Source organism: Amycolatopsis magusensis, from assembly GCF_017875555.1.
Classification (GTDB): domain Bacteria; phylum Actinomycetota; class Actinomycetes; order Mycobacteriales; family Pseudonocardiaceae; genus Amycolatopsis; species Amycolatopsis magusensis.
This window is the reverse complement of the sequence record NZ_JAGGMS010000001.1, coordinates 5777730-5793761: the sequence shown is the minus strand read 5'-3', so window position 1 is coordinate 5793761 and position 16032 is coordinate 5777730. Positions and strand designations below refer to the sequence as shown.

At 68.8% G+C, this 16032-nt stretch carries 16 protein-coding genes; 11 read left to right on the top strand and 5 right to left on the bottom strand.

From position 1 onward, the window contains the following. Window positions 1-55 precede the first annotated feature (55 nt). From JOM49_RS25775 to JOM49_RS25765, 3 genes are all read right to left on the bottom strand, one after another. Entirely contained in the window at window positions 56-3979 is a 3924-nt protein-coding gene (locus tag JOM49_RS25775) for a golvesin C-terminal-like domain-containing protein (RefSeq protein WP_372444227.1), read from the bottom strand. A gap of 307 nt (window positions 3980-4286) precedes the next feature. After that, window positions 4287-4781 carry a DUF2690 domain-containing protein gene (locus JOM49_RS25770; RefSeq protein ID WP_209666810.1) on the bottom strand — a complete coding sequence of 165 codons (495 nt, stop codon included), beginning with the start codon at window positions 4779-4781 and terminating at the stop codon, window positions 4287-4289. A 42-nt stretch (window positions 4782-4823) separates the two neighbouring features. Further along, complete coding sequence (locus tag JOM49_RS25765; RefSeq protein WP_209666809.1) at window positions 4824-5090, bottom strand: hypothetical protein; 267 nt, start codon at window positions 5088-5090, stop codon at window positions 4824-4826. A 251-nt stretch (window positions 5091-5341) separates the two neighbouring features. Here JOM49_RS25765 and JOM49_RS25760 point away from each other — a divergent pair, with 251 nt between their 5' ends. After that, on the top strand, window positions 5342-5743 hold the full coding sequence (locus JOM49_RS25760; protein WP_209666808.1) for an RNA polymerase sigma factor: 402 nt from the start codon (window positions 5342-5344) through the stop codon (window positions 5741-5743). Further along, entirely contained in the window at window positions 5736-6596 is an 861-nt protein-coding gene (locus JOM49_RS25755) for a CU044_5270 family protein (RefSeq protein WP_209666807.1), read from the top strand. The genes JOM49_RS25760 and JOM49_RS25755 overlap by 8 nt, the downstream gene beginning before the upstream one ends. A gap of 79 nt (window positions 6597-6675) precedes the next feature. Here the strand turns inward: JOM49_RS25755 and JOM49_RS25750 are convergent, their stop codons facing one another. Continuing rightward, window positions 6676-7269 carry a helix-turn-helix domain-containing protein gene (locus JOM49_RS25750; RefSeq protein WP_209666806.1) on the bottom strand — a complete coding sequence of 198 codons (594 nt, stop codon included), beginning with the start codon at window positions 7267-7269 and terminating at the stop codon, window positions 6676-6678. A gap of 104 nt (window positions 7270-7373) precedes the next feature. Here JOM49_RS25750 and JOM49_RS25745 point away from each other — a divergent pair, with 104 nt between their 5' ends. Further along, window positions 7374-7964 (top strand): hypothetical protein, encoded by a 591-nt coding sequence (locus JOM49_RS25745; protein ID WP_209666805.1) that lies wholly within the window; start codon window positions 7374-7376, stop codon window positions 7962-7964. 241 nt (window positions 7965-8205) lie between these two features. Here the strand turns inward: JOM49_RS25745 and JOM49_RS25740 are convergent, their stop codons facing one another. Continuing rightward, complete coding sequence (locus JOM49_RS25740) at window positions 8206-8841, bottom strand: TetR/AcrR family transcriptional regulator (protein WP_209666804.1); 636 nt, start codon at window positions 8839-8841, stop codon at window positions 8206-8208. Window positions 8842-8943: 102 nt separating this feature from the next. Between JOM49_RS25740 and JOM49_RS25735 the strand changes: the two genes are divergently transcribed. The 8 genes from JOM49_RS25735 to JOM49_RS25700 all read left to right on the top strand — a co-directional run bounded on the left by JOM49_RS25735 (window position 8944) and on the right by JOM49_RS25700 (window position 16032). Then, window positions 8944-10386: an MFS transporter gene (locus tag JOM49_RS25735; protein ID WP_209666803.1), complete on the top strand. Its 1443-nt coding sequence runs from the start codon at window positions 8944-8946 to the stop codon at window positions 10384-10386. A gap of 16 nt (window positions 10387-10402) precedes the next feature. Then, a complete protein-coding gene (locus tag JOM49_RS25730; RefSeq protein WP_209666802.1) occupies window positions 10403-11629 on the top strand; it encodes an FAD-dependent monooxygenase in 1227 nt (408 codons plus the stop codon). A 418-nt stretch (window positions 11630-12047) separates the two neighbouring features. Beyond that, on the top strand, window positions 12048-12323 hold the full coding sequence (locus JOM49_RS25725) for a hypothetical protein (RefSeq protein ID WP_209666801.1): 276 nt from the start codon (window positions 12048-12050) through the stop codon (window positions 12321-12323). Between the two features lie 253 nt (window positions 12324-12576). Further along, on the top strand, window positions 12577-12819 hold the full coding sequence (locus JOM49_RS25720; RefSeq protein ID WP_209666800.1) for an acyl carrier protein: 243 nt from the start codon (window positions 12577-12579) through the stop codon (window positions 12817-12819). Between the two features lie 457 nt (window positions 12820-13276). Then, window positions 13277-13666, top strand: coding sequence for a peptidase inhibitor family I36 protein (locus JOM49_RS25715; protein ID WP_209666799.1), 390 nt, complete (start codon window positions 13277-13279; stop codon window positions 13664-13666). 271 nt (window positions 13667-13937) lie between these two features. Beyond that, the gene (locus tag JOM49_RS25710) at window positions 13938-14399 is read left to right on the top strand and encodes a hypothetical protein (RefSeq protein WP_209666798.1); all 462 of its coding nucleotides are present in this window, start codon (window positions 13938-13940) and stop codon (window positions 14397-14399) included. A gap of 216 nt (window positions 14400-14615) precedes the next feature. Then, complete coding sequence (locus tag JOM49_RS25705) at window positions 14616-15167, top strand: protein disulfide oxidoreductase (protein ID WP_209666797.1); 552 nt, start codon at window positions 14616-14618, stop codon at window positions 15165-15167. Between the two features lie 4 nt (window positions 15168-15171). Next, entirely contained in the window at window positions 15172-16032 is an 861-nt protein-coding gene (locus JOM49_RS25700) for a cytochrome c biogenesis CcdA family protein (RefSeq protein WP_308158866.1), read from the top strand.

Sequence of the window (16032 nt, the reverse complement as noted above, 5' to 3'; positions counted from 1 at the left end):
CCCCCGCACGCGTGACCGCGAACGGGGGAACTATGCCACAAACCACGTCGTCGGTTCAGGCGTTCGAACAGAATCGCGCGAATGGCGGGTTCGCCCCCGGATCGGTCGGCACCATCGGGGCGATTTCCCACGGATTGCCCGCCCGCTCGTGCAGGCCGATGCCGCGGCACGGCCCGTAGGCGGTGTCCGAGGTGGTGGGGAACTTGGTGAAGTTGAACCAGTCACCCCGCAGCACAGGCGCCGCACTGCCGGTGCGCGCCCCGTCCCGGTCGATCGCCAGACCCCGGTGGTAGAGGTAGTTGTCCGGCATCCAGCTGGTCCGCAGGATCGGGGTCCACGCGTCCGGCTTCCGCACGGTGCCGTCCACGCAGGCCAGGAAGTTGAGTTCCTGCCAGATCGGCGGGGCGTCGTTGAACAGCGCCGCACTCACCCCGGACATCGCCCCGGCGTTGAAGAACAGCTCCCAGACGTCATCGGCCAGGTCCTTGAGCGCGGTGGGCAGCCGCCCGTCGCCCTTGATGCGGTCGCGCCAGGCGGTCGCGGCGTTCACCGGACCGGACTGGCTCAGGATCGGCCGGTACCCGGTCGATCCGCCGCCGGTCGTCTGCGCCCGCACGCACGAGGCGTTGTTCGGCGCAGCCGCCCCGGAGGCGTCGGTCAGTTCGGGCGCCCGCCTGCCCTCGGCGTAGGCACGCCCGGGCAGCTTGCCGTCTCGGCTCGGGTCGGCCGAGCGCCACGCCCCGTCGTGCACGTGCAGGTCGACCATCCGATAGCTCAGATCCGGCCGGGTGATCCCGTAGTCCTGCTCGAGCGAGCCGAACAACTCCACCAGGAACGGCGGCAGGTGCGAGTTGCCGGTGCGGTGCTCGTACTCGGCGAACTCGGTGCCGGGAATGATCCTGGCGTCGTCCCCGGTGACGAACGAGATGGTCGCCTTGGTCCGGATCTTCAGCCGGTTCACGTCGTCGAACGAGGCGGGCCGCTGGTTGCTCGTCGGCCGGTCGGTGTAGGGCTGGGCGAACCCGATCCAGGTCCCGGCGCTGTTGCCGTCCGGATGGTTGACCGGATCCGGTCCCGCCGCCTCCACCTGCTGTTTCCACCGGCTGATCGTCTGCCTCGTCGCCGAGCCGAGATCGGTCGCGGCCAGGATGCCGTTGGCGGAGTCGCGGCCCCACTGGTGCAGCGTGGCGCCGCTGGCGATCGGCCCGGCCACCCACGAGGCGGGCGCGGCGGTGTCGATTTTCTGGTCCTCGTCGTAGACCGCGGCCGCCTCGACCGCCTCCTCGTGGTACTGACCGGTGACCGGGATGAACGCGACCGCGTCCCAGGCGATCCGGACCGTGCTGTCCCCGTCGGCGGCGCGGTTGCTCAGGCTCACCCTCGGCTGGGTGCCGTTGAACATGAAGGTCCCGATGCTCACCCAGCGGTTCCCGCTGCCCGCCGACTGGTCGATCAGCCGCTTGCGCTCACCGCCCTGGGCGTTGACCTTGTACTCGGCGAGCCGGGTGCGCGCCCCCGGGTCGGGGAGGTGCGCCATGATCTTCATCGGGCCGGTGCGGGCCTGGTTCAGCGTCCACGTGCCCACCGCTTCCCGCTCGGCGGAGTCGTGGGTGTTGCTCATCCAGAACTGCCCGCCGTAGGCCGCCCCGATCTGGTGCACGTCGATCTTGCCGGGGTAGTTGCCGTTGGCGGCTTGCCCGAAGGTGAGTCCGAACGTGCCCGAACTGGGCGGCTTGGTGCAGCCGGGCCGGATCGACGGCACGTTCTGCGGCAGGTTGTCCACCACGAGCGCGCCGGCGGGCAGCCCGGACAGCGAGCAGACCGGCGGGTAGTTCGTGGCGTCGTCCTGGTAGGCGTAGCCGGGGTCGAACCGCAGCAGTTCCCGGCCGCAGGTGTCCTGGCAGTCGGCCTTCCACGTGGAATTCTGGTGGTACCAGCACTTCAGGTCGTACAGTCCCGCGCTGTTCTTGTGCGCGCACGGCCCGGCCGGTTCGCCCAGCACCTCGTCGGCCTGGGGCGGGAACTGCCCGCCAGGCACGCACTGGTTGCTGCTGTCGCAGAACTGGGCCTTCGGCGGTTTGACGTTGTACCGGTCGTTGGCCGTGAGCCACCACGCGGGGCGGAAGGCGTGCACCAGGGTGCCGGGGCTTTCGATCAGCTCGATCGGGTGTCCCGCGAACCCGAGCACCTTCTCCGGGTACGGCCAGTCCTCCGGGTGCGCGGCGTCGGCGTAGGACTCCTCCATGAACGGCTTGCGGTCACCCGGGTAGTGCGGGTTCACCGGGTTGTTGAGCCAGCCCACACCCCACGGGCCGCCGTTGCCCGGGTTCGGGTGGAAGCCGGAGTTGTAGGCCCACACCGCGAAGAACCAGTTTTCCAGCCGGTCCGCGCTGCCGTTGTTGATGGTCAGCCCGGCCGCACGGGTCTGGTTCCACTTGTCCTGCAGCATCCGCAGGCCGCGCGCGATGTTGGCGGTGAAGTCCAGTGCGATCGCCCGCTGCTGGTCATACGGCAGCGCGGTCTCCCCTGGCCGTTCCTTGCCCGCCAGGCGCATGCCGTCGGTGACCTGCATGACGCCGTAACCGCAGTCGGCCTTGTCCCAGCGGATCGTCCAGTCGTCGCCCTCGACGTCGTTGTAGTAGTCGATGCCGAAGTAGTTGCCGATCAACGGGTTCGCGGTCACCCCCGGCACCGCGAACTTCGCCGCTTGCCAGGTGTTCGACTCCTGGGTGGCGATGCCGAGCAGGATCTGCGCGGGCACGTAGCCGCCGCCGTTCAGCGTGGTCGGCGGGAACAGGCCCTGCGGGGTGTAGGCGGGCATGCCCAGGTTCTTCCAATTGGCCGGACGCTGAACGGTGAGCGCGTTGCGCACGGCCTGGTTGACCGCCCACTCGACCTGGCGTGGCTTCGGCTGCATGGCCTGGTTGCGCGGATCGTTCCTGGCCACCGAGCAGGAGCGCTGGTCGCCGTCGGCTGGGTCGTTCGGGTTCCCGGCGGTGGCCGAGACCTGGCCGAGTACCGGACTCGCCGCGCCGCCGTTCTCGCCACCCCCGGCGGGGGTCACCGACGCGGTGAACGATTTGTTCGTCGCCAGCGCGGTGGCCGAGATGTCGATCCGCTGCGCCGCGGTGGGGTCGGCCGGCGCCACCCGGGTGTCCGGGTCCTGGGCGCGCAGCACCGAGGTGACCGCGAGTTCCCCGGACAGCGACATCGTCGCGTCCTTGGGGACGCCGACGAGCGTGACCGAGGGAGTGGCCGCCCGGGCGGCTCCGGCACCGGTCACGAACACCCGACCCCCACGGCCCGACCTCACGCTCACCTCGGTGCGGCCCCCGTCCGCCAGGGTGGTGACCGCGTTGCCCGCCTTCAGGTCCACCCGGCGCACGGTGGCTTTGTGCTGGTCCTCGGCCTGCGCATAGACAACGCCCCCGTCGGCGTCGGCAGCCAGCCGGTAGGGCACGCCCTTCGCCGGGGCCACCACGGTCCGCTTGCCCTCTGGGTCCACGCGCACCACGGCGCTGGAATCGGCGGCCACGATGCCTTCCGTGGTCGGCACCGCCGAGGTCAGCTGTCCCGGCACTTCGATCGGTGCGGCCAGTTCCCCGGAGACGGTGTCCAGCCGCAGCAACCTGGTCGCGGTCAGGTCCTCGCTACCGCCCTGGGTCAGCAGCGCCGATTCGGTGGGACCGCAGCCGGGGTTGAAGTACGCCAGGCTCGTCTGCACCGGCAGCTTGCGCACCGGTCCACCGGCCAGGTCCACGATCGCGGTGAAGCCACCGCGCTCGGCCAGCACGGCCTTGTTGGTGAAGGTCCGCGGCGCGTAGACCACCACGGCCCGGTCCCCCGACGCCGTCACACACGCGTTGCCGATCCACGCGTCGGTGTCGAACCCCGGCTCCGACAGCGACGCCGCCGTTCGCCACTGGTAGCCCGTTCGGGCTTCGGCCACCAGCACGTGGAAGCCGGTGGCGTCGCCCATCGTGGTCACTGCCCGGTCCGCGGACCGATCCCAGCCACCTCCCAGCACCGCGGCGCGTTCAGCGGGTGGAACGCTGCCCGGGGAAGCGGTTTTCGGGGCCGGGGCCGGAAGATCCGCCTCGGGCGGGGCGGCCATCGCGCCACCCGGTATCAGCAACAACGAGCAAAGTACGCACAACAACAAGGCGAGCGATTTTCGCACAGCCACTCCTCGGGCAGACCACTGCACGGAGCCGGGAACTCCGGCGCCCGGATTGAGCGCCGGAGGAAAGCGACGTGGCGATCACTCGCCGGGGATCAGGAACGCGCTACTTCCACACGGTGCAGTGATCCAGCCCTTCCCAGCTGCTGTGCCCGCACGCCCGGGTCGACTTGCCCGCCTTGCTCATCGTCGTGGTGGACGCGGAACACGCGTCCCCGCTGCTCACGGACGCGGTACGCGTCTTGGCGCCGGTGCTGTTGTTGATGCCTTCGTGCCAGGCGGTCAAGGAGTAGTAGCAATCCGGCTGGTTGATGTCGGTCACTCTGGTCCAGGTCGTCCCGCACGACGAGGAAAAGCGGAGGTCGACGAGGAACTGTCTGGCCCCCGCCCCGAGCAGAACGATACTGGTGAGCGAGACCGACCCGGTCGTGCAATTCGTGGAAATCGGGTTCTGGCCCTCACAGGTTTCCCCGTAACAGGTCGGGGAGGCGGGGCCAGGTGATGCTTCGGATGTCTGCGCGAAGACAGGTGCGCTCGCGCCGACCACGGCGGCCAGCGCGGCGATCGCCGTCCCGGCGGTGGTGATGAGCCTACGTTGCATTGAATCCTCCGAATGAATTGTTTCCGACGATGGCTGAACCGCTCAGTCGAGCAGGTAGAGGTTCCACAGCGGGATTTGCGGATGCGGGGAGTATTCGCAGAACCAGGCCCGGGCCAGCCCGTGGTCGACGTAGGACTTCCCGGTCGAACGACAGGCGTTCTCATTCGGCCACGAGCTGTGGTAATACCACACGGCGTCCACCGAGATCTCGGCCGCGGACCGCGGCTCAGCCGCCTGCGCGCTTCCGGTGAAGGCCCAACCCAAGCAGGACGCCACCAGGGCAGCGACCAGCCACTTTTTCTTCTCCATTTGTCTTACCCCCAGGTCCGGGCTTTGCGCCCGATCACATTCTCGGGCCCACGGGCCGGGGTATCGAGGGCGCGAGGCGGACATCTACCGGACATTGCCCCAGCGACCGGTCACGCGAGGTCAGTTCCGACTCGAGAACCGGCCGGCTGCGCTTCTGCGCACCGTTGTGCAACGCGGTCGCCGCTCGGTGTCCGCCGTCCCGTGAACGCTCTTCCGCCGAGTCCCGGACAGTGGGCAAGGGCTGATCAACAGTGAGAGGTGGTTCATGCGGGGCGTACCCCCTGACGACGCCGGGCATCGCCACGCACCTGGTCGCCGAGCAGCGGCGACAGGAAGTCCGCGACCACCGACTGCGCTCCGCGATCCTGCCGGACGCCCCCGCGGCCTGCCACGCCGACCGAGTGGCCGCGCAAGTCACCGCCCAAGCGCTGAGCGGGCTGCTCAACCAGGCACTGGCCGGCCTCTCCCCCGGTGATCGCGACGTGCTGGTGCTGATCGCCTGGGAAGGACTGACCTACGAAGAGGTCGCGCGAGCGCTGGACATCCCGGTCAGCACGGTCCGCTCACGACTCAACCGCGCGCGACGGCAGGTCCGCGCCGTGCTCGAGGTTCCGCAGACCACCGATTCCGAGGGGAGCTACCGCCATGGATGAACTGCAGTTGCTGCGGGAACTGACCGAAGACGTACCCCGCCCCTCCGCCGACCGGCTCGCGCCCGCACGCGCCCGCCTGCGGGCGGAGATCGCCCAGGAGACGGCGCCGAGTCCTGTGCGGCGCCGGATGGTGTGGACAGCAGCGGTCGCCGTCGGGGTCGCGGCCGCCAGCGTCGCCGTGGTCGGCATCACCGGGACGACCGATTCCGCCCCCGCACCGCCCGCGGAGGTGGCGGCCGGGCCGGAGCAGGTGCTACGAGCAGCGGCCGTCGCGGCCAGGGCCCACCCGGTCGCGGCGCCGAGCGACGACCAGTTCATCTACACCAAAATGGTGCGCCAAGGCGGAATCACCACCGAGACCTGGGCGTCCGTGGACGGCACACGTGACGGACTCCGGATTGACGAGGGCCGCGCGCTCGAGATCGGCGGATGCCGCGACGGCAAGCGAAAGCTCGAAGACGGGTACGACCGGTGCGTTCCGTACCGCGCCTACCAGCCCGATCTCCCCGCCGACGCCGCCGGCATGCTCGCCTACCTGAACGAAGACACCCGCGGGGAAGGAACCGGGGACAACAACGTCAAAGCCGAGGCGATGACCCTGCTCCAGGACCACCTCCGCGCGGCCTCGCGAGCCGCCATCCTCGAGGTACTCGCCACTATGCCCGGGGTGATCGTGCGCCCCGGGGCGCTGGACCCGATCGGCCGTCCCGCCATCGGGGTGGACCCGGTGATCGGCGGCTTCACCGGCGACGAGTTCTTCCTGGACCCGGCCGACTACCACTACCTGGGCCGCGCCGGCCTGGGAGCCGTGGTCACCTCGGGCGTGGTGGACGAAGTGGGCCAACTGCCCTGACGCCACCCGCCGCGGTCATGCCCAGCCCTGCGGGCGAGCGCGGGCATCACCACGGTCGCCGCAGGCCTTGCGCTGGAACTCAGGGGGTGAGGCCGGCGAGCAGCGTCCCGGCCAAGGCCTCGGCCCGCTCCCGCCGGGAGCCGCGCAGCACTTCCGCACCGGCGAGGTACTCGGTGTATGCCTGGGCCTGGGCGGCTCCGCACAGCGCCAGGGCCAGCGCATAGGGATCGGCGGTGGGCGCGAGCAATCCTGCCTGCCGGCAGGAGGCCAGGTAGTCGGCGATACCGTCGATGGCCAGGTGCGGGCCGGTGCCGTTACCGGCGTTCACCTCCTGATACCTAGTGAACAGGTCGTGGTCGGCGATGGCACCGGCGACCAGGGGCAGTGATGCCGCGTAGAAGTCGATCCCCTGTTCGATGAGCTCGACGAGCACTGTCCGCAGAGGACGCTCGCCGGGTGGGGTGGCGGCGGCCCGCCACGCGTGCAACTCGGGCAACTCCTGCGACAGCAGGGTGGTGAGCAGCCCGAGCTTCCCGCCGAAGTTCTTGGTCAGGCTGCCCTCGGCCGCGTCCGCCGCTTGCGCGATCTCCCGCGTGGTCAGCCGGGAGACGCCGCGCTCGCGCAGCAACCGGTCCGCGGCGGCGAGGATTCGCTGGCGGGCGGGAGGGGCCATGGGTCGTGCTCCGATCCTGTTGACAAGTGAGGTGAGCGCGCACCACACTATCAGCGCAGAAATATGGTGCGCACTCACCTCACTTTGCCCATCTGGAGTTCGCGATGCCCCTCCCTTCCCCGACCCGCAGCCCTGCGGACCGCCCGCCTGCCGCGCTGGGGTACTCACTCGCGCTCGGCCTGGTTTTCGCGGTGGCCTGGCTGGGATACGCCGCTGTACGTGCCCGTGACGGGCGCATGCCGGTCACCGACTGGCTGGATCCCCTGCTGGCAGGCGCGACGCTGGGGATCACCCTGCTGGCGATCACGGCCCTGCTCGTCAGCTGGCCCACTACTCCGGCCACGCCCGCACGCGCGACCGTGGCGATCCTGCTGGTCACGTCCCAATGGACCTACATCACCGGCGAAGTGCTCTCCAACACGATCACGATCGGCGAGCCGCCCGGCGACATCGGCGGCCTCCTGGAAATCGTCTCCGGCGGGATATCCGGCGCCGGCTTACTGGGCTTGACCTACCTCGCGATCGGCAAAGGCCCGCGCCGCCGCTCGACGACCGCGATCACCACCCTCGCCATCACCCTGGCCGCCGCCACCGCCTGGTGGTTCACCCACCCCATCGACCAGAGCACCCCGGGCACCCCGCCCTGCGCGCCCGGCAACCCCCTCTACAACCTCGCCCACGGCACCGACTGCTGAAGCACCAAGAGGAACTACGCTCCGGTGAGCTACCGGAAACCCGGTCAGCGCAGGCGCCTGCAAAAGAGCAGCGCCGACACCGGGTGCCAGCGTGGCGGATGACCTGGCGAATCACGTCGGCGTCGCGAGTGTCGCTCGCGGTGTTCACCGAAGTCGCTCAGCGCGGTTCCTGGGTGTCGCGCACCCGGGAGCGTGGGTGCTTGAACTCCAAGCGGAGGCGGCTGGGGGGACTCCGGACGGGTCAGCGGTAGGCGCGAAGGAACACGTCCACGCCGTCGGCGAGGATCGCGAGGATCTCCGGCCTGCCCACCGTGCCTGCCAGGTCCTCGTCGATCACATCGAGGGCCAGTCGCATCGTCAGTGCGATGAAGTGCTGCATGGCGCGGCGCGGATCGGTCAGCTGGAGCCTCCCGTCCGCGGCGAACTTCGCGAACCGCTCCTCCAGCATCCGTTCGGGCTCATCGCGCGCCGCCTCCGGCAGACGCGGTGCCACGGGTACCTGGGAACTCAGCCGCCGGAACGTCACGTAGTGCGACGTCGGGAACATCTCCGTCGTCACCTTCTGCGCGAAGCCGAGCAGGGCGTCGCGGATATCCCTGCCGTCGACCAGTTCCTCGTCGATCGCCGCTCCCACGCTCGCGACCACCGCGTCGTTGGTGCGCCCGAGAACGGATCGGAAGAGGGTCTGCTTGTCACCGAAGTGGTCGTAGACGGTGCGTTTGGACACCCCGGCCCGCGCCGAGATCGCGTCGACGCTGGTGAGTTCGTACCCGTCCGAGACGAACAGCGCCTCGGCCGCGTCGAGGATGGCCGCTTGCTTGGCCTCGGCGCGCAGCCGCCTGCCTGGTGTCTGCGCGGTCGCTCGCGGGGTCGCCATGTTCTCATCCTATTCTCAGTCGCAGAAAACTGCACGGTGTAGTGTGGTTTCTCGTGGGGCGGGTACGCCGTCTCCCCCGGATCCCGCCGCAAGGAGTCCTTCATGCACGAGAGCAGGATCGGCGCCGCACCGCACACGAGGTGGAACGGACGGCTCGTCGGCCTGGTGGCCGTCCTCGTTCTGGTCAACTTCATGGTCGACACGGCCATCACCGCACCTCTGCTCGTCCTTCCGGAAATGCTCGACTACTTCGGCACCGACCAGGCGGCCTGGCTCAACGCCAGCGCGATGCTGGCGGGCGTCATGTGGGCGCCACTGCTCGGGAAGAGCGCCGACGTCCACGGCAAGCGCAAGGTGCTCGTGCTGACCCTGCTGATCAGCTGCGCGGGCGCGCTCGTCTGCGCGGTGGCTCCCACCATCTGGGTCTTCATCCCCGGGCGCCTGTTGCAGGGCGCGGCCGTGGCCGCCATGTTCCTCACCGTCGCGATCGTCCGCGACGTCTGCGCACCCCGGATCGCGATGGTCGTCGTCGGCATCGTGACCTCCGGGTCCGCGGTGCTCAACATCGCTTCCCGTTTCCTCACCGAGAAACTGGCCGCGGAGTTCGGCTTCCAGATCCTGTTCCTCGTCTCGGCCGTCGTCGCGGTCACGATGGCGATCTGCGTGCGCAAGGTCATTCCCGAATCCCTGATCAGGACACCGGGCCGGATCGACGTCAGGGGCGCCCTTCTCCTCGGCGGCGGCCTTGCCGGGGTGCTCAGTTACGTCAGCCTCGGCTCGGAGTTCGGCTGGCTCGCCTTCGGTCCCCTGGTTCTCCTCGTCGGAGGTATCACCGCGTTCGCCAGGTGGTTCCTCGTATCGAGCCGGAAGCCCGACTCCCTGATCGACGTCAGGAACCTCGGCGCGCCCCTGGTGCTCACGCTCCTCGTCCTCGTGCTCAGCACCGGTTCGTACCAGAGCATGCTCCAGCTCGTTCCCCTGATCGGTGACATCTCGGCGGATCAGCGACTCGGATACGGACTGGCGGGCCAGGGAACGGTGGCCCTGCTGCTCGCGGCGCCGGGAATCGGCGTGATGATCGGCGGTCCGGTGGCCGGAGCGCTCGCCGCCCGCATCGGACCGGCCTCGACCCTGGCCGGTGGAGTCGCGCTCGGCACGGTGGGCACCATCGGGATGTTCCTCGGTGTCTCCCAGTTCCCCGCCGCGCTCTTCTTCGCGTTCCTGCTGGGTTTCACGGTGGGCGCACTCGGCACCTCCGGCTTCAACATGGCGGGCAGCCTGGCGCCCGCCGACCGGCAGGGCATCGTCTCCAGCCTGGTCATGGTCGTCATCGCGATCGGATCGGTGGTGCTGAACTTCGTCGGCGCGGCGGTGCTCAAGTCGACCACCGTGGTCGCCAACGGCGAAACGGTGAACTCGGGAACGGGTGTTTTCACCTATATCACGATCGCTACCACGGCATTCGCGATCGCCGCGGTACTCGTTGTCCTGCTGGTGCGGAAGTCGCGCGTCAGCCCCCCAACGCCGTCTCCGGCGTCTCTCTGACGGAGTTGATGAAAAAATGGGAACACAACGTACAGTTCTGGTCTCCGGGGCGAGCATCGCCGGTCCCGCTGTCGCGTTCTGGCTGCAACGGTATGGCTTCGCGGTGACGGTGGTGGAGAAATCCACCGGACTGCGTGGCGGCGGGTATCCGATCGACGTGCGCGGCACCGCACTGGAAGTGGCCCGCCGGATGGGAATCCTGCCGCAGCTCCAGGAGGCGAATATCGAAACGCAACGACTGACCTTCCTTGATCCCGATGGCAGCGAGGTGGCCTCGGTCCATCCGCAGTCGGTGGTCGGCGGAGTCGAGGGACGTGATGTCGAGGTGCCTCGCGGGGCCCTGGCGGAAATCCTGTACGGAGCCACCCGGGACGAAGTGGAGTACGTATTCGACGACTCCATCGATGCGCTCACCGAACACGAGCACGGTGTCGATGTCACCTTCCGCAGCGGCGCGCAGCGCGGTTTCGATCTGGTGCTGGGTGCCGACGGATTACACTCGCGCACCAGGGAACTCATCTTCGGACCCGAGGAGCAATACCACCGCTATCTGGGATATTGCTTCGCCGGATTCACCATGCCCAACAAATTCGGCCTCTCCCAAGAAGGAGTGATCTGGAACTCCCCCGGCCGGGCGGCAGCGCTCTACGCGGTCAAGGGAAGCGACGAGCTCCACGGTTTCCTGGTTGTCGCCCGCCCCGAACCACCCTACGACGTACTCCGTGTCCCCGAAGCACAACGTGACCTCGTCGCCACGACCTTCGCCGACGACGGATGGGTGATCCCGGCCATGGTCGCCGCCATGCAGGACTCGGACGACCTGTTCTTCGACACCGTCAGCCAGATCCACCTGCCCCGCTGGTCCAGCGGCCGGGTCGGCCTCGTCGGCGATGCCGCCTATGCCCCGTCGTTCCTGACCGGGCAGGGCTCCAGCATCGCCCTCGTCGGCGCCTACATGCTCGCCGGGGCACTGGCCACCCATCGCGACCACACCGTCGCTTTCGCCGCCTACGAAAACGACACCCGTGGCTTCGTCGAACTGAACCAGGCACAGGTCGACGCGGGCGACGCGGCGCTCTTCCCGGTGAGCGCCGAAGCCCTCGCGCGACGCAACGATGGACTTCGCGGCCTCACCGCGTTGCCACCGGAAACCGGGCGACCGGCGCACACCGCTCTCACCCTGCCCGATTTCCATTTCACGCCGGCTACCTCCGACGTGGCGGTCGAGGTAAACGAGAGGTAAGTGGGCGTCGGCATGGCCCCCGGGCGATGAACGGATACCTCGGGGGCATGGCCTGCCACTTCGACGAACCGCCGGCGTCGCGTGGCTGAACTTCGAAGCGAGCCGGAGATCCACCGCGCTGGGCTGGTCCACCGCGCGTCGGCCACGGAAGCGCACCTGAGCCTCGCGCTCGCACTCGCCGCGGAGAACGAGGTGCTCGTCAAGCCGTCGGAGAAGACACCGCTGAGCGCGTGCCGGTTCGTCGGCACGGTGCTGTCCTGGATGGGGCCCGCGCCTCGGCACCGGCCGGTTGAGGGCCGGGCTGGTGGTCCATGTGCACGCCTCTGGGAATGTCGATCCGTCTCGGGTGACCTGGCGATCATCGTGGCGGTAGTGCGCGCTACTTTCTGGAGTACTGGTCTACGGAGAGGCGGCGCGAATGAAGACTGGGCCCGGCGAGTACCAGGTGGTGGTGACGGTCGTGCTCGACGTGCAGGGCAGTGACCAGGATGACGCGAACATCGTCGCCGTCAAGGCGGTCAGCGAAGCCCTGGAAGGTGCCGCATCCACCGAGGACACCCTGCGCACCAGTTCCGTCGAGGGCCAGGCGCGCTCGGCGCGACTGCGCACCGTAGCCGACCTCGACAGCGCTGTCGGCCAAGGGGTTCTGGCCATTGCCGCAGGGCGGCCCCGCCATCTTCGAAGCCCACTCTGAGCTTGGAACGCTGGGTGGTGACTGCGGCCGCAACTGCACGATGTGCGATGTTGTCATAGGGCCGAGCGAGTCGCCTCGCCCGCGGATCGCGTTAGGTCAATGCCCGGTCAGACTTCAACTCGTCGAGGTCCAAGCCCGCGGCGATGCCCGTTCGCTGGCCCGAGCCGGGAATGGCCGCCGGAATCAGGTGTCGAAGGCGTTCAGCGGGGTATGCACGTCGGGTCAGCGAAGGTGAAGGAATCCAGGAGGACCCATGGCCACCGGTGAGACCGGATTCGATGATGTCAGCTACGACCTCGTGTCCGTGCAGTACCACGCGCTGAAAGCGGGGCACGACTACGGGCAGTACGTCCGGGACGCCGACAACGCGGGGCGCCAGGACATCGCCGACTTCTTCCGCAAGGTGATGGAGGAGGACTCGGCGAGGGCCAAGCAGTGCCACGAGTTCCTCAAGGAACTGTCCGGCAGTTCGGCGTCAGGGCCCGCGGTCAGCTGAGCACGGCGTTCGGCCCGGCGGCGGGTTCACCCCTGCCGGGCCATCCGGCGCCAGACGGCGAACACCCCCGCGAGAGAGGCCACCAGCATCACCCCGCCGAGGACACGCATCTGCGAAGGCGTGTCCGGCGAGGAGAGACGGCCCCTGTCAGCGGTGGTCCGCCGACCGAGGGATTCCTCTTCGGTGTCCACAGCGAACCATTCTACGCCGGGCACATCTGGGGCCTGGGCCGCCGCTGGACCCAGCTCGCCGGGGACAAGCGCCGGCTGCTGTGATCCCGGACTGTCGCGGGCACCACCTGCCCAACGGGCGGGTGGTGCCCGTTCAGCTTGCCTCGTTGACCAGCGGATTTCGGCTGTGCCTGAAGGGACTTACGGCGCGGTGCGCGCACTGACAGGCTGGCAGGGCCAGAGATCCGCTGGCACCGTGGGATGTTCTTCGGGGGAAGGCGATGCGCATGAGTTTCCGGAAAGTTGCCGTGGCTGCCAGTGCGGTTGTGGCAGGTGTCGCGTTGTTCGCCGCGCCGGCCACCGCCGAGCCGGCCCTGGTGGAGTGTTCGCCAGATCTCGTCTGCGTGTACGACGGGTACAACCTCACCGGCGAGATCTACATGTTCGGCCTGAGTGACCTGAACTACGCTGACGACGCCTTCGCCAGTGGACTGTCAGTCAACGACCGAAGCAGTTCGGTCTGGAACAGGAGCGGCCAGCACATCAACTTCTACGTCCACGGGGGCGCCAACATCGGCGACCTGTGCTTCCGGCTGGAGCCCTACGGCAGCCGCAACAACCTGGGCGGCGAGGGCTGCGACAACTCCGTCAGTTCCCACTACCCGGCCGGTCTCTAGCCGACGCCTCGAGCCCGGTGAGGTCGACCCCGCGGATCGCCGCCGTTGTGGCCGTTTCCTTGTGTCGATGTCGGAGTCAGTCAGGTAGCGCGGCGCGCGTGGAGGGCTTGTACGCGGTGTCGGCCAGAAAGAACGTCACACGTTATGAGATGACACGCGGACTCAGATCAACGCATGCTGGGCGCCGGCAACTGACGTCGACGGTTGAAGGAGTGCCATGTCTCGATGGGGCAGGCGAGTCGCATCCGCGCTGGTTTCGGTGGTGGCATCCGTGGGATTGATGACGGTCGCGGCGGCGCCCGCGGCAGCCGACACGGTCACTGCCGAATACTATGCCTACTTGGGGACTGGGGGCATGTGGTATATCCATCCGCAGTTGACCGTTACCGCCCCGACCACGACGAATGTCGGCGCCACCAAGTCGATCGAAGCAAGTTTCAGGATGTTGTGGCCGTCCCGGTTCGGCGAGGTACCGGCCAACGAGCTCGACAATGTCTGGATGTCGCTCCAGCTGGAAGGTGCCGAGAGCGAGACGTTGTCCGTCCGTGAGATGACGCATCCGAGACTCGTGCCAGGTGAGTGGGCGACCTTTTCCGGTAGCGCCGAGTATCTGTACAGCAATGCGGGAACCGTGACCTACCAACCAGCCTGTTTTTCTCCGCGCTCAGGCCTCGCCTTTTGTCCGGTCGACCACTCGAGCGTGCCGATCGCGGACACCACACAGGTCTCCTAGTGCTGTGACCGGCCGTGTGGGTCCTGGTCATCCCGGCCGCCTCCTGCCGCCGGTGGACTGGACCACGAAGCAGGCGATGCGCGACGGCATGTTCTGGGCGGTGCGCGTGCGGGCGAGTTATTACGACGGGCTTACGAATACGCGCGCGCCGGATCGGTGCTGCCGCGCACCGCTTACTGTCGGCGCCGCATACCGTTCACTACGAGAGGTTGTCGCGTGAAGCTCTTCCGGTCCGTGGGACTGGTGATCACCACAGTCGCCCTGATCGCGGGATGCGGCACGCCCGCGGACACCGGCGGGACGCCCGGCACACCACCGGCCCCGGCCACGCCGGGCACGACGGAACCGGCGGCGCCCGCCGTGGCCGAACAGCTCCGGTTCAGCGTGAAAACCGTCGATGGCAAGGACTTCTCCGGGCAGGGTCTCGCGGGCAAGCCCGCGGTGCTGTGGTTCTGGGCGCCGTGGTGCCCGGTGTGCCAGCGGGAAGCCCCGACCGTGGCCAAGGCGGCGCAAGCCGGTACCGGCACCACCTTCGTCGGGGTCGCTGCCCAGGACCAGGTGCCCGCGATGCGGGAGTTCGTGGCCAAGTACGAACTGGGCACCTTCGAACACCTCGCCGACCTCGACGCCGCGGTGTGGAAGCGGTTCGGCGTGACCGCGCAACCGGCGTTCGCGTTCATCGGCGCGGACGGCTCGGTGGACGTGGTCAAGGGCACGCTGTCCGAAGAGGACCTCGCCCAGCGCGTCAGCGCACTCACCGGCACCTGACCGCGTGGATCCGCAGACACTGGGCTTCGCGCTGGCCGCCGGCCTGGTCGCGGCGCTGAACCCCTGCGGCTTCGCGATGCTGCCCGCCTACCTGACCCTGGTGATCGCCGGCCACGACGGTGGGACGCGCGGCCGCACCGCGCTGGTGGGCCGGGCACTGGCGGCCACGGCAGCGATGGCGCTGGGGTTCCTGGTGGTGTTCGGGGTGTTCGGGCTCGTCGTCGCGCCGCTGGCGGCCTCGGTGCAGCAGTACCTGCCCGCGATCACCGTGGTGATCGGCGCCGCGCTGCTCGGGCTCGGCCTCTGGATGCTCACCGGCCGGGAACTCACCCTGTTGCTGCCCAAGCTGGGCAAGGGCGCGCCGACCACGCGGCTGGGCTCGATGTTCGGCTACGGCCTGGCGTATGCGATCGCGTCGCTGTCCTGCACGATCGGCCCCTTCCTCGCGGTCACCAGCGCCACCTTCCGCAGCGGCTCCGTCCTCGGCGGCGTCACCGCCTACCTCGCCTACGGCCTGGGCATGACCCTGGTCGTCGGCGTGCTGGCGACCGCCGTCGCACTGGCCGGTTCCACCGTGACCACCGGTTTCCGCCGGATACTGCCGCACATCAACCGGATCGGCGGCGGACTGCTCGTCGTCGTCGGCCTCTACGTCGGCTACTACGGCGTGTACGAACTACGGCTGTACTTCGGCGACGGCGACGCCAGTGATCCTGTGATCGAGGCCGCCGGTGCCATCCAGGAAACCCTGGCCGGCTGGGTCGACAGCATCGGCGTGCTGCCACTGCTGGGTGTTCTCGCCGTGATGATCCTCGGCGCCGTCCTGCTCGGCCGCCGCAAGGCGGCCAAGCGCGGGCCGGGGTGA